A 12,664-nucleotide genomic window follows, 5' to 3' on the forward strand; every position below is an offset into this window, starting at 1 on the left:
CCTTGCTTTTTCTTGTGGCAGGTGAAGAAACGCCTCGGCCGGTCTGGTGCCGGCTCGAAGGATGCGAAGAAGGCCGGTTTCCCGGCCTCGATCACTCAGCGTCCGTTGGAGACGCCGTAGAAGCTGTTACGTCCGAAGGGGCTGATCAGGAAGTCCTTCACGCTGGCGCGCATCGGTTGATAGACCGTGGAGTGCGCGATGGGGGTGATCGGTACCTGTTGTTGCAGGACGTGCTGGGCCTGCTTGTACAGCTCGGTGCGTTTCTCCACGTCGGCGGTGGCCTTGGCGGCTTTCACCAGCTTGTCGTAGCCGGTGTCGCACCATTTGGAGAAGTTGTTGCCGTCCACCGAGTCGCAGCCGTAGAGGGTGCCCAGCCAGTTGTCCGGGTCACCGTTGTCGCCGGTCCAGCCGATCAGCATGGCGTCGTGCTCGCCGGCGTGGGCGCGCTTGATGTACTCGCCCCACTCGTAGCTGACGATCCTGGCCTTGATGCCCACCTTGGCCCAGTCGGCCTGGAGCATTTCAGCCATCAGCTTGGCGTTGGGGTTGTACGGACGCTGCACCGGCATGGCCCACAGGGTAATCTCAGTGCCTTCGGCAACGCCGGCGGCTTTCAGCAGCTCCTTGGCCTTTTCCGGGTTGAAGTCGCGGTCCTTGATGGTCTCGTCGTAGGACCACTGGGTCGGCGGCATGCCGTTCACTGCGAGCTGGCCGGCGCCCTGATAGACGGCGTCGATGATGGCTTTCTTGTTCACCGCCATGTCCAGCGCCTGGCGCACTTCGAGCTTGTCGAAGGGGGCGCGGGTGACGTTGTAGGCGATGTAGCCGAGGTTGAAGCCGGGCTCGCTCGGCACCTGCAGGTTCGGGTCCTTCTTCAGGGCCTCGATGTCGGCAGGGCGCGGGTTGAGGGTGATCTGGCACTCGCCGGCCTTGAGCTTCTGGGCACGTACCGAGGCATCGGTGTTGATGGCGAAGATCAGGTTGTCGATCTTCACGTCTTCGGGCTTCCAGTAGTCCTTGTTGCCGGTGAAGCGGATCTGCGCGTCCTTCTGGTAGCGCTTGAGCACGAAGGGGCCGGTGCCGATGGGCTTCTGGTTGATGTCGGCGGCCTTGCCGGCCTTGAGCAACTGGTCGGCGTATTCGGCGGACTGGATCGCGGCGAAATTCATCGCCAGGTTCTGGATGAAGGCGGCGTCCACCTCGTTCAGGGTGAAGGCCACGGTCATGTCGTCGACCTTCTCCACCTTGGCGATGTTCTTGTCCAGGCCCATGTCGGTGAAGTAGGGGAATTCGGTGGGGTACGCCTTGCGGAAGGGGTGGTTCTTGTCCAGCATGCGCTGGAAGGTGAACACCACGTCGTCGGCGTTGAACTCGCGGGTCGGCTTGAAGTAGTCGGTGGTGTGGAACTTCACGCCCGGGCGCAGGTGGAACACATAGCGCTTGCCGTCTTCGCTGATGTCCCAGCTGCTGGCCAGGGTCGGTTCGACCTTGGTGCTGCCACGCTGGAACTGGGCCAGGCGGTTGAAGAGGGTTTCCGAGGCCGCATCGAAGTCAGTGCCGGTGGTGTACTGGCCCGGGTCGAAGCCGGCGGGACTGCCCTCGGAGCAGAAGACCAGGTTGCTGGCGGCGTGGGTGAAGCCGGAGCCGAGGATGAGACCAGCGGCAATCATGGACTTGAGCGCGGTTTTCTGACGCATGCGAACCTCGTTGTTGTTTTTCTGAGGGCGGCATATCAGGTGTTGAAGCCTGCGGTGTCTTTTGCACCTGACCCTGCGACTTCGTGGGCCGCAGGTTGCCCGTCATTCGCGAGCCGGGGCCGAAGGCCGGTGTTCCCGGGCGGGCGATGGCGGCGAAAGGGGAAGGAGTATTTGCCCTCCGCCGGCCGAGGCCGAACTTAAGTGATGCTGAAATTAAGGTCAACTTAAATTCAGTGGTGCTTACTTCCGGAAACCGGTCGGTCAGGGCGTGGGGTGATCGTCGAAAAGCCCCATGGTGGTGACGGTCAGCACCTCGGCCACTTCTTCCCCCGCATTGGCGAGAAAATGCGGCTTGGCCGCGTCGAAGTGCACCGAGTCTCCCGGCCCCAGGGGATAGTTGCGGCCTTCGATGGTGTAGACGATCTGCCCGGACAGGACATAGGCGAACTCGGCGCCTTCATGGGAAATAAGTTCGGACTGGTAGCCCACCGGCATGCTCATCTTCACCGCGTTGATCAGGTTGCCGGGGAAGTTGCTGGACAGGCGCTCGTAGGCCAGCGGCTGGCCGCCGATGGTGTAGCGCACGCGCTGGCCCTGGTGGGAGTCGGGCTGGTGCTGGAGGGGCTGGTCGAACAGGGCGTTGAGCGGAATGCCCAGGGATTTGGCGATGTTCGCCAGGGAAGAGATCGACACGCCGGTGAGGTTGCGCTCCGCCTGGGACAGGAAGCTGGCCGTGAGACCCGACTCGGCGGCGACTTGGTTCAGGGTCTTGTTGGCGGCGCGGCGATAGCGGCGCAACCGTTCGCCGATCTGTTCTACGGTCATTGGCGTGGCTCTTGTTCTGAAGGGCGCCAGTATAACGGGCGGCGCATTGTAGAAAAGGCTTGTCGCCTTATTGAAATTAAGTGGGACTGAAAATTGGCGTTGACGGCTATTTAAGTCGCACTTAAATTCGGCGCACTGCAACTCGACTCGGGAGAACGACAATGACAGTGGGTGTAGGTGGCAAGACTCCGGAACAGGCGCTGGCCGGTCTGTCGAACATGGTCGCGGGCATGGGCCCGATCGGTATGGACGAGTACCACACGCGCATTGCCAACGCCCAGGGCCTGATGCGTGATCAGGGCATCGCGGCCATCTACCTCAACGCCGGCAGCAACCTGCGCTACTTCACCGGGGTGAAGTGGAGCCCGAGCGAACGCATGGTGGGTGCCGTGCTGCCCGCCGATGGCCAGTTGGCTTACATCGCCCCCGCCTTCGAGGAAGGCACCATCCGCGATTTTCGCGAGGTGGATGGGGTTATCCACACCTGGCAGGAGCACGAAAGCCCCTATCGCCTGCTGCTGGAGATGCTGGCCGGGATGGGCATCGCCGCTGATGCCAAGGTGGGCCTGTGCCCCTCGCTGGCCTTCTTCATGTACGACGGCATCCGTCGTCTCGGCTCGACGTTCGATTTCATTGATGCAGCCTGCGTGATCAACCCGTGCCGCTTCCACAAGACCGCTACCGAACTGGCGCTGATGCAGCGGGCCAAGGACATGACCCTGGAAGTGCACAAGGCCGCCGCCAGCATCCTGCGCGAGGGCATCAGCACCACCGAGGTCGCGGAGTTCATCCAGCAGGCGCACCGCAAGGTCGGCGCGCCGGGGTCGACCTTCTGCATCGTGCTGTTCGGTGAGGCCAGCGCCTTCCCCCATGGCGTGAAGCATGCGCAGGTGCTCAAGGACGGCGACATGGTGCTGATTGACACCGGTTGCCAGCTCCACGGCTACCAGTCGGATATCACCCGCAGCTATGTGTTCGGCACCCCGAGCGACCGCCAGCGTGCGCTCTGGAACCTGGAGAAGGCCGCACAGCGGGCTGCCTTCGATGCCGCAAGTCCTGGCGAACCCTGCGGCTCGGTCGACGCCGCCGCGCGTCGTTGCCTGGAAGCCGGCGGCCTGGGCCCGGATTACCAGCTCCCTGGCCTGCCGCACCGCACTGGACACGGCATCGGCATGGATATCCACGAAGGTCCCTATCTGGTCCGCGGTGATGAGACGCCGCTGGCCGAGGGCATGTGCTTCTCCAACGAGCCGATGATCTGCGTGCCGGGCGAGTTTGGTATTCGCCTGGAGGATCACTTCTATATGACGGCGTCCGGGCCGCGCTGGTTTACCCAGCCGAGCCATTCCATCGACGATCCGTTTGGTTTGAACGTCTAATCGTAGGTTGCGGCTGAGCTACGCGAAGCCCAACGGCGAGGCCGAGCCAAGCAACGTTGGGCTTCGCTGCGCTCTGCCCAACCTACGGAAGGATTCGTACTCGCGAGAGGTTGTTCGCGCCCCATCGGGTTCAGCCGGAATCCCTCCCCTGTCCAATCGTAGGTTGCGGCTGAGCTACGCGAAGCCTAACGGCGGGACCGAGCCAGGCAACGTTGGACTTCGCTGCGCTCGCGGAACGCCGCCCGGCCCAACCTACGGACTGAAGTCGCTCCTACAGGACTGCACGGGGGCTCACTTCCGCGCCGATAGCTCCCTCTCCCTCCAGGGAGAGGGCTGGGGAGAGGGAAGGGCAGACCTGCGGTCTGCTTGGCGAATGAATTCGCCCCTACAGGAATCGCCCTACGGGTTCACCTTTACCCGCGCGAAATTGTTCGACCCCATCGGATTCAGCTGGAATCCCTCCACTCCTTTGCGCACGGCGGCAAATTGCTTGGGATGCGCGAGGGGAATCCACGGCGCCTGCTCGTGGAAGATCGCCAGGGCCTGGCGATAGAGTTCGGCGCGCCGGGCCGGGTCGGTGATGGCGCGGGCCTCGCGGATCAGGATGTCGAACTTCTCGTTGCACCAACCGGCCTGGTTCTCGCCGGATTTCGCTGCTGCGCAGGACAGGTTCGGCGTGAGGAAGTTGTCCGGGTCGCCGTTGTCGCCGGCCCAGCCCATGAACACCAGATCGTGTTCACCATTCTTGGCGCGCTTGATCAGTTCGCCCCATTCATACACACGAATCTCTGCCTTGATGCCGATGGCGGCCAGGTCGGCCTGGAGCATTTGCGCACCAATACCCGGATTGGGGTTGGTCGGGCCGCCGCCGGGGCGGGTCCAGATGGCGAGTTTGAAACCGTCCTTGTGGCCGGCCTCGGCCAATAGCTGGCGAGCCTTCTCCGGGTCATGGGGCCATGGCGAGATCTTGTCGTTGAAGCCCAGCAGGGTGGCCGGGTATGGCGCGACGGAGAGGCTGGCATTGCCTTCGCCGAACTGCGCGCGCAGATAGGCGCGGGTGTCGAAGGCGAGGTTGATGGCCTGGCGCACGCGAACGTCGTCCAGGGGGGGATGGCGGGTGTTGATGCCGACGTAGGCGGTGAGCAGGGAGTCCAGCTCGAGCACTTGCAGCTCAGGCTCCTGGCGCAGGGCGGCGATGTCGGTGGGGCGCGGATAGACCGCGACCTGGCAGGCGCCGGCCTTGAGCTGCTGTACGCGAACGTTGGGATCGGGGGTGATGGCGAACAGGAGCTTTTCCACAGCCGGCTTGCCCGCCCAGTACGTCGGGTTGGCGCGGAAGCGGATCTGCGCGTCCTTGCGGTAGCGCTCGAAGACGAAGGGGCCGGTGCCCACCGGCTCGCGGTTGAGCTGGCCCGCCTTGCCGGTCTTGAGCAACTGGTCGGCGTACTCGGCGGAATAGATGGACGTGAAGCCCATGGCCAGGTCGGCGAGGAAGGGCGCCTCAGGGTGCTTAAGGGTAAAGCGGACGCGGTGCTCGCCGAGTTTCTCGATCCGCTCGATCAATTGGGCGAAGGCCATGGATTCGGCATAGGGGAACCCGCGCGGGGACAGCTTGTGCCAGGGATGCGCAGGGTCCAGCTGGCGCTGGAAGGTCCAAAGCACATCGTCGGCATTGAAGTCACGGCTGGGGGTGAACCAGGGTGTGCTGTGGAAGGTGACGCCCTTGCGCAACTCGAATTCGTAGGTGAGGCCGTCGGGGCTGATGGTCCAGCTTTCCGCCAGGCCCGGTTGCAGCCGGGTTGTGCCGGGCGCGAACTGAACCAGACGGTCGAAGATGGTTTCGGCGGAAGCATCGGCCGTGGTGGCCGCGGTGTACTGGACGATGTCGAAGCCTTCGGGGCTGGCTTCGGTGCAGACCACCAGGGATTGGTTAGCTGCGGCGTAGAGGGGAAGGCAGAGGGCGAGGGACAACAGGCGTCGGCGCATCGGGCTTCCTTATTGCAGAAAAGAAAACGGGGCCCGAAGGCCCCGTTTGCCGGCTTACTTGCCGACGCTCACGCCATAGAAGGAGTTGAGCGCGAACGGGCTGATCTTGAAGTCCTGCACGTTCTTGCGCATCGGTTGATAGACAGTGGAGTGGGCGATCGGGGTGATCGGCACGTTGTCTTTCAGGATGTGCTGGGCCTGCTTGTACATTTCGGTGCGTTTCGCCACGTCGCTGGTGGCCTTGGCGGCTTTCACCAGCTTGTCGTAGCTGGCGTCGCACCATTTGGAGAAGTTGTTGCCGTCGACGGCGTCACAGCCGTAGAGGGTACCCAGCCAGTTGTCCGGGTCACCGTTGTCGCCGCTCCAGCCGATCAGCATGGCGTCGTGTTCGCCGCCCTTGGCGCGCTTGATGTACTCGCCCCATTCGTAGGTGACGATCTTGGCCTTGATGCCCACCTTGGCCCAGTCGGACTGGAGCATTTCGGCCATCAGCTTGGCGTTGGGGTTGTACGGACGCTGAACCGGCATGGCCCACAGGGTAATCTCGGTGCCTTCGGCAACGCCGGCGGCTTTCAGCAGTTCCTTGGCCTTGTCCGGGTTGTAGCCGGCGTCCTTGATGGACTCGTCGTAGGACCACTGGGTCGGCGGCATGCCATTCACGGCGAGCTGACCGGCGCCCTGGTAGACGGCGTCGATGATGGCTTTCTTGTTCACCGCCATATCCAGCGCCTGGCGCACTTCAAGCTTGTCGAACGGCTTGTGGGTGACGTTGTAGGCGATGTAGCCGAGGTTGAAGCCCGGCTGCGACGGCATGTTCAGGTTGGCGTCCTTCTTCAGCGCGTCCAGGTCGGCCGGACGGGGGAAGAGGGTGACCTGGCATTCGCCGGCCTTGAGCTTCTGCATGCGCACCGAGGAGTCGGTGTTGATGGCGAAGATCAGGTTGTCGATCTTCACGTCGCCAGGCACCCAGTAGTCCTTGTTGCCCTTGAAGCGAATTTGCGCGTCTTTCTGGTAGCGGCTGAAGACGAAGGGGCCGGTACCGATGGGCTTCTGGTTGATGTCGGCGGCTTTGCCGGACTTGAGCAGCTGGTCGGCGTATTCCGCCGACTGGATGGAAGCGAAGCTCATGGCCAGGTTCTGGATGAAGGCTGCATCCACGCCATTGAGGGTGAACTTGACGGTGCTGTCGTCGACCTTCTCCACCTTGGCGATGTTGGCGTCCATGCCCATGTCGGTGAAGTAGGGGAATTCGGTGGGGTACGCCTTGCGGAACGGGTGTTCCTTGTCGAGCATGCGCTGGAAGGTGAAGAGCACGTCGTCGGCGTTGAAGTCGCGGGTCGGCTTGAAGTAGTCGGTGGTGTGGAACTTCACGCCCTTGCGCAGGTGGAAGGTGTAGTTGAGGCCATCGGGGGAAACGTCCCACTTCTCGGCCAGGCCCGGGATCACCGCGGTGCCGCCACGCTCGAACTGGGTCAGGCGGTTGAAGACGGTTTCAGCGGCGGCGTCGAAATCGGTGCCGGTGGTGTATTGGCCCGGATCGAAACCGGCGGGGCTGCCTTCGGAGCAGAACACCAGGTTGCTTGCAGCGCTGGCGAAAGGTGCGCTGGCGATCAGCCCAGCCGCGACAAGTGCCTGGATGACGGCGTTTTTACGCATGTTGACCTCATATTTATTCTGTTTGTCATCGTGAGGGGCCCTTTGTGGGGGCCTTGCGAGAAGCTATGCAGGGCATATGCCGGACGCAATAGCTGGACGGGAAAGAGTGTAGTCGGCGGAATAAAGCTGTAAGGCCTTGTCGCAATTCTGCAAATGCAGGCCGCGGGAAAGGAAAGGGCGCCGCCCCCGAAAAAGGCGGCGCCCGATGCCGGATCAGGGCATTTGCACTTCGATGGTGCCGTCGGCGCTGACGCTGACGCGGCTGGTGCCGGCTTCGATCTCGGGGGCGGCGGCGCCGTCGGCGTAACCCTTGGCGGCCATGGCGCGCATCATGATCGGTTGCGGCGGCTGGAAGCCGGCACTGTTCAGGTTCAGGTTCACCAGCTTGTAGCCTTTGCCACCGAGGGCGTTCGTGGCCAGCTGGGCGCGGGCCTTGAAGGCGTCCACGGCCTGCTTGATCAGCTCGTCTTCGTGGGTCTTGCGGGTTTTCTCGGCGATGCTGAAGTTCATCCCCGCCATCTTCAGGTCACCCAGCATGTCGGCGCTGAGTTGGGACAGCGTGGCGAAATCCGCGCTCTCCAGGCGCAGCTCCGCGCGCTCGCGCCAGGCAGTGATCTTCTGGCCCTTCTCGTCGTACACGGGGTAGCTGTTGCGGCTGCCCAGGCTGACGGTTACGCCCTTGGTCTTGCGGGCTTTTTCAACGGCAGCGTTGAGACTGCGGGTGATCTCGTCGGCGAGCTTGGCCGGGTCGGTGTTCTGCGACTCGCTGTAGAGGGTGACGTGCATCAGGTCATGGGCCACTTCCTGGCTGACCTCGGCACGCACGGCCACCTGGTTGTAGTGCACTTCGTCAGCGGCCTGGGCCGAGAGGCTGCCGAGGCTGGCGGCGCAAAGGGCGAGGGCGGCGGCGAGGCGAGTGAACTTGGGCATGACAACTCCTTGTGGGACAGGTTGCCGCGCGGGTTGCGCGGTGATTCTCCGTATTGGACGAGGGTAAACGGCCATTCGGGTTAACAGCGACGCAAATTGACCAGAAATCGGGACGGATGTTCCAGAGTGGCGGTGGCTAAGTGCCGTGTGGGGGCGAATTCATTCGCTATGCAGGCCGCAGGCCTGCCCGGATGGTGTGGGCCGCTCCGCGTCCCTTAGCGAATGAATTCGCCCCCACAGAAGTTCCCTAAACGTCCCCAGCGCGGATCTGCGGCGAGTTGCCGCACAGAGGCGGTGCGGCACGTGCCTTGGTTATACTCCGGCGATTCCTGGGAGTGTCCATGCTAGAACCCGTACAACTACTGTCTGCCAGCCGCCAGAACCTCCTGCGGCTGACCCTGATCCGCATCCTCGTCCTGGCCGCCCAGGCCGGTTCGGTGGGCCTTGCCTACAAGGCTCAACTGCTGCAGTTGCCGTGGATCGCCCTGAGTCTGACCCTCGGCGTCTCGCTGGTGCTTTGCGTCGGCACGGCATTGCGCCTGCGCGGCCCCTGGCCGGTGACGGAGCTGGAATACTCGGTCCAGCTCGGCTTCGACCTGGTTATCCACAGCGTGCTGCTGTATTTCTCCGGGGGCTCCACCAACCCCTTCGTTTCCTATTACCTGGTACCGCTGACCATCGCCGCAGCGACGCTGCCCTGGCTCTACACGCTCACGCTCGCCGGTCTGGCGCTGGCGGCCTACACGCTGCTGCTGGTGCTGTTCCATCCGCTGGAAATGCCCACCGGCCAGCGGGAGTCCCTGCTGATCTATGGCATGTGGCTGAGCTTCGCCCTGGCCGCGGCGCTGATCACCTTCTTCGTGGCCCGAATGGCCGAAGAGTTGCGCCGGCAGGACCAGTCGCAGGCGGTACGCCGCGAGGAAAGCATGCGCGACCAGCAACTGCTGGCCGTGGCCACCCAGGCTGCCGGTGCCGCCCATGAGCTGGGCACGCCGCTGGCGACCATGAGCGTGCTGCTCAAGGAGCTGCGCCAGGAGTATGGCGACAAGCCCGGCCTGCAGGACGACCTCGCCCTGTTGCAGGAGCAGGTGATGCTCTGCAAGGACACCCTGCAGCACCTGGTGCGCGCCGCCGAGGCGGATCGTCGCCAGGCAGTGGTGGAGCAGTCGGTGATCGAGTGGTTGGAGGTCACCCTTAATCGCTGGCACCTGATGCGCCCTGAAGCGACCTATCGCTACCAGTGCATGGGTCTCGGTGTGGCGCCCCGGCTGAAGCCGCCAGCGGACCTGAGTCAAGCGCTGCTGAATCTGCTCAATAATGCTGCTGATGCCTGCCCGGAAAAGCTCGACATCCGCGTGAACTGGGATCACCAGTGGATGATCCTGACCATCCGTGACCACGGTGCCGGCGTCCCCCTGGCAATTGCCGAACAGATTGGCCGGCCGTTCTTCACTACCAAAGGCAAGGGCTTTGGCCTCGGCCTGTTCCTGAGCCAGGCCAGCGTTACCCGAGCCGGCGGTACGGTTAAACTTTATAACCATGAAGAAGGCGGCACCCTGACCGAGTTGCGTCTGCCGCGCAGCTACGGCGTCGCCTGAGTGCCTTGACGAAGAGGAAGCGAGATGACTGACGAACCCCTGATCGAAGGCGAAGAACAACCCCATCTGCTGCTGGTGGACGACGACGCCACCTTCACCCGCGTAATGGCCCGGGCGATGGCCCGTCGCGGCCTGCGCGTTTCGGTTGCCGGCTCCGCCGAAGAAGGCCTGCTGCTGGCTAAGGACGACCTGCCCGACTACGCCGTGCTGGACCTGAAAATGGACGGCGATTCCGGCCTGGTGCTGCTGCCAAAGCTGCTGGAGCTGGACCCGGAAATGCGCGTGGTGATCCTCACCGGCTATTCGAGCATCGCCACCGCCGTGGAAGCCATCAAGCGCGGCGCCACCAACTACCTGTGCAAGCCGGCCGACGCCGACGACGTGCTGACCGCGCTGCTCTCCGAGCACGCCGACCTGGACAGCCTGGTGCCGGAAAACCCGATGTCGGTGGACCGCCTGCAGTGGGAGCACATCCAGCGTGTGCTGGCCGAGCATGACGGCAACATCTCCGCCACTGCCCGCGCCCTGGGCATGCACCGCCGGACCTTGCAGCGCAAACTGCAGAAGCGCCCCGTGCGCCGCTGAATGCCTGTTCCTTGTGGGGGCGAATTCATTCGCTAAGCAGGCCGTAGGCCTGCCCGAAGGTCCTATGGGGAACACTGCGTGTCCCTTGGCGAATGAATTCGCCCCCACAAGGTAATTTCCCTTCCGCTATTGGTATCCTTAGCCGCCTAACTATTTCCGCCGCCAAGGTTGCCCCATGCTCGCCGTCGTCCAGCAGACCCTCAGCATCACCGCACCGGTGTTCTCCATGCTGTTCCTGGGCGTTGGCCTCAAGCGCCTGCGCTGGATCGACGACTCCTTCATCAACACCGCCTCGTCGTTGGTGTTCAAGGGCACGATGCCGACCCTGCTGTTCCTCGGGATCGTCCAGGCGGACCTGCGCACGGCATTGCAGCCGGCGCTGCTCGCCTACTTCGTCGCAGCGACGATCGTCTGCTTTTTGCTTGGTTGGGGCTGGGCCATCCTGCGCTGTCCGGTGGAGGATCGCGGCATCTACACCCAGGGCGCCTTCCGCGGTAACAACGGCATTGTCGGCCTGGCGCTGGCCACCAGCATGTATGGCGACTACGGCCTGTCAGTGGGCAGTATTCTCGGCGCGGTGGTGATCCTCAGCTACAACACCCTCTCGTCGATCGTGCTGGCGATCTACAGTCCGAATGCCAAGAGCGACCCGCTGAGCCTCGCCAGAAGCATCATCAGTAATCCGCTGATCATCGGCGTACTGGCGGCTATTCCGGTGGCGTACTGGGAATTGCCGCTGCCGAAATGGCTGATGACCTCGGGCGAATACTTCGCGCAGATGACCCTGCCACTGGCGCTGATCTGCATTGGTGGCACCCTCTCGCTGGCGTCCTTGCGCTCCAGCGGCAAGATCGCCGTCAGCGCCAGCCTGATGAAAATGGTCTGGCTGCCGATCCTGGCGACCTTCGGTGCCTGGTTGTGCGGGTTCCGCGAGGCGGACCTGGCGATCCTCTTCCTCTACTTCGCCAGCCCGACGGCGGCGGCGAGTTTCGTAATGGCTCGTGCGGTGAACGCCAACCATGAGCTGGCGGCGGCCATCATCGTGATGACCACCCTGGCGGCCGTGGTGACCACCAATATCGGGCTGTTCCTGTTGCAGTGGGCTGGCTGGATCTGAGCAGTAGGGTGGGCTTCAGCCCACGCTGTTTATCGAGGGTGGACTTGGGCGAAGGCAGGACAAGGTGGGCTGAAGCGGAACGCCGCCCGACCCACCCTACGAAAAAATGTCAGGCCTTCTGGTAGTCGTCGATGACTTCCTGGGCGGCGCGGAAGGCATCGATGGCGGCAGGAACACCGGCGTAGACGGCGCAATGCAGCAGGGCTTCGCGGATTTCCTCCAACGTGCAGCCGTTGTTCAGCGCGCCCCGCACGTGCCCTTTCAGCTCCTGCGGGCACTTCAGCGCGGTGAGGGCGGCGAGGGTGATCAGGCTGCGGGTCTTGCGCGGCAGGCCTTCGCGGTTCCAGACACCACCCCAGGCGTGTTCATTGACGAAGTCCTGCAGCGGCTGGGTGAACTCGGTGGCATTGCCCAGGGCGCGGTCGACGAAGGCGTCGCCCATGACTTCGCGGCGCACTTGCAGTCCGGGTTTGCGTTCTTCGCTCATTGTGATTCTCCAGTCAGTCGAGGGATTCCACGCGCACGGGGGCCACGCCGGCCCGCAGCATGCCCAGCCGTTCGGCCGCTTCGCGCGACAGGTCGATGATCCGGCCACGGACATGCGGGCCGCGATCGTTGATGCGAACCACCACCGTGCGGTCGTTGTTCAGGTTGGTCACTTTCACTCGGGTGCCGAAAGGCAGCGTGCGGTGGGCGGCCGTGAGGGCATGCTGGTCGAAGCGTTCTCCACTCGCCGTGCGCCGACCATGGTGGCGGGAGCCGTAATAGGAGGCCTTGCCTTCGGCGTGATAGCCGTGGCCGGACGTGCTGTCACCGCCCCCAAAGGGGGAGGTGCTGCAACCTGCGAGCAGAAGGGCGAACGTGGGAACCCAGAACAGGGATCGAAACATC

At 63.6% G+C, this 12,664-nt stretch carries 11 protein-coding genes; 4 read left to right on the forward strand and 7 right to left on the reverse strand.

Features of this window, described 5'->3' with window-relative positions; all coding sequences use genetic code 11:
- Nucleotides 1–95: 95 nt before the first annotated feature.
- Both E8E95_RS29130 and E8E95_RS29135 read right to left on the reverse strand, forming a co-directional pair.
- Entirely contained in the window at nucleotides 96–1,697 is a 1,602-nt protein-coding gene (locus tag E8E95_RS29130) for an ABC transporter substrate-binding protein (RefSeq protein ID WP_280355821.1), read from the reverse strand.
- A 261-nt stretch (nucleotides 1,698–1,958) separates the two neighbouring features.
- Nucleotides 1,959–2,522 carry a cupin domain-containing protein gene (locus E8E95_RS29135; protein ID WP_280355822.1) on the reverse strand — a complete coding sequence of 188 codons (564 nt, stop codon included), beginning with the start codon at nucleotides 2,520–2,522 and terminating at the stop codon, nucleotides 1,959–1,961.
- 161 nt (nucleotides 2,523–2,683) lie between these two features.
- On the opposite strand from E8E95_RS29135, the gene E8E95_RS29140 reads away from it, so the two are divergent.
- Nucleotides 2,684–3,901, forward strand: a complete 1,218-nt coding sequence (locus tag E8E95_RS29140; RefSeq protein ID WP_280355824.1) for a Xaa-Pro peptidase family protein — start codon at nucleotides 2,684–2,686, stop codon at nucleotides 3,899–3,901.
- Between the two features lie 399 nt (nucleotides 3,902–4,300).
- Here E8E95_RS29140 and E8E95_RS29145 read toward each other — a convergent pair whose 3' ends face one another.
- The 3 genes from E8E95_RS29145 to E8E95_RS29155 form a co-directional block, all read right to left on the reverse strand.
- Nucleotides 4,301–5,887: an ABC transporter substrate-binding protein gene (locus tag E8E95_RS29145; RefSeq protein ID WP_280355826.1), complete on the reverse strand. Its 1,587-nt coding sequence runs from the start codon at nucleotides 5,885–5,887 to the stop codon at nucleotides 4,301–4,303.
- Between the two features lie 54 nt (nucleotides 5,888–5,941).
- Nucleotides 5,942–7,543, reverse strand: coding sequence for an ABC transporter substrate-binding protein (locus tag E8E95_RS29150; protein ID WP_280355827.1), 1,602 nt, complete (start codon nucleotides 7,541–7,543; stop codon nucleotides 5,942–5,944).
- Between the two features lie 213 nt (nucleotides 7,544–7,756).
- Nucleotides 7,757–8,473, reverse strand: coding sequence for an SIMPL domain-containing protein (locus E8E95_RS29155; protein ID WP_179061804.1), 717 nt, complete (start codon nucleotides 8,471–8,473; stop codon nucleotides 7,757–7,759).
- Nucleotides 8,474–8,814: 341 nt separating this feature from the next.
- Here E8E95_RS29155 and E8E95_RS29160 point away from each other — a divergent pair, with 341 nt between their 5' ends.
- The 3 genes from E8E95_RS29160 to E8E95_RS29170 all read left to right on the forward strand — a co-directional run bounded on the left by E8E95_RS29160 (nucleotide 8,815) and on the right by E8E95_RS29170 (nucleotide 11,773).
- Complete coding sequence (locus tag E8E95_RS29160) at nucleotides 8,815–10,071, forward strand: ATP-binding protein (protein ID WP_179061803.1); 1,257 nt, start codon at nucleotides 8,815–8,817, stop codon at nucleotides 10,069–10,071.
- A 24-nt stretch (nucleotides 10,072–10,095) separates the two neighbouring features.
- On the forward strand, nucleotides 10,096–10,656 hold the full coding sequence (locus tag E8E95_RS29165) for a response regulator transcription factor (protein ID WP_077525035.1): 561 nt from the start codon (nucleotides 10,096–10,098) through the stop codon (nucleotides 10,654–10,656).
- Nucleotides 10,657–10,831: 175 nt separating this feature from the next.
- On the forward strand, nucleotides 10,832–11,773 hold the full coding sequence (locus tag E8E95_RS29170) for an AEC family transporter (protein WP_280355832.1): 942 nt from the start codon (nucleotides 10,832–10,834) through the stop codon (nucleotides 11,771–11,773).
- 109 nt (nucleotides 11,774–11,882) lie between these two features.
- On the opposite strand, the gene E8E95_RS29175 is transcribed toward E8E95_RS29170, so the two are convergent.
- Both E8E95_RS29175 and E8E95_RS29180 read right to left on the reverse strand, forming a co-directional pair.
- Nucleotides 11,883–12,260 carry a carboxymuconolactone decarboxylase family protein gene (locus E8E95_RS29175; RefSeq protein ID WP_280355833.1) on the reverse strand — a complete coding sequence of 126 codons (378 nt, stop codon included), beginning with the start codon at nucleotides 12,258–12,260 and terminating at the stop codon, nucleotides 11,883–11,885.
- Nucleotides 12,261–12,273: 13 nt separating this feature from the next.
- Entirely contained in the window at nucleotides 12,274–12,663 is a 390-nt protein-coding gene (locus E8E95_RS29180; protein ID WP_280355834.1) for a septal ring lytic transglycosylase RlpA family protein, read from the reverse strand.
- Nucleotide 12,664 lies beyond the last annotated feature (1 nt).

The organism is Pseudomonas sp. BN414, assembly GCF_029871275.1.
GTDB classification, from domain to species: Bacteria; Pseudomonadota; Gammaproteobacteria; order Pseudomonadales; family Pseudomonadaceae; genus Metapseudomonas; species Metapseudomonas resinovorans_C.

Excerpts from the sequence above, each read along its gene's own strand:
- E8E95_RS29130 (WP_280355821.1), bottom strand. The coding sequence starts at position 1,697 with ATGCGTCAGAAAACCGCGCTCAAGTCCATGATTGCCGCTGGTCTCATC.
- E8E95_RS29135 (WP_280355822.1), bottom strand. The coding sequence starts at position 2,522 with ATGACCGTAGAACAGATCGGCGAACGGTTGCGCCGCTATCGCCGCGCC.
- E8E95_RS29140 (WP_280355824.1), top strand. The coding sequence starts at position 2,684 with ATGACAGTGGGTGTAGGTGGCAAGACTCCGGAACAGGCGCTGGCCGGT.
- E8E95_RS29145 (WP_280355826.1), bottom strand. The coding sequence starts at position 5,887 with ATGCGCCGACGCCTGTTGTCCCTCGCCCTCTGCCTTCCCCTCTACGCC.
- E8E95_RS29150 (WP_280355827.1), bottom strand. The coding sequence starts at position 7,543 with ATGCGTAAAAACGCCGTCATCCAGGCACTTGTCGCGGCTGGGCTGATC.
- E8E95_RS29155 (WP_179061804.1), bottom strand. The coding sequence starts at position 8,473 with ATGCCCAAGTTCACTCGCCTCGCCGCCGCCCTCGCCCTTTGCGCCGCC.
- E8E95_RS29160 (WP_179061803.1), top strand. The coding sequence starts at position 8,815 with ATGCTAGAACCCGTACAACTACTGTCTGCCAGCCGCCAGAACCTCCTG.
- E8E95_RS29165 (WP_077525035.1), top strand. The coding sequence starts at position 10,096 with ATGACTGACGAACCCCTGATCGAAGGCGAAGAACAACCCCATCTGCTG.
- E8E95_RS29170 (WP_280355832.1), top strand. The coding sequence starts at position 10,832 with ATGCTCGCCGTCGTCCAGCAGACCCTCAGCATCACCGCACCGGTGTTC.
- E8E95_RS29175 (WP_280355833.1), bottom strand. The coding sequence starts at position 12,260 with ATGAGCGAAGAACGCAAACCCGGACTGCAAGTGCGCCGCGAAGTCATG.
- E8E95_RS29180 (WP_280355834.1), bottom strand. The coding sequence starts at position 12,663 with ATGTTTCGATCCCTGTTCTGGGTTCCCACGTTCGCCCTTCTGCTCGCA.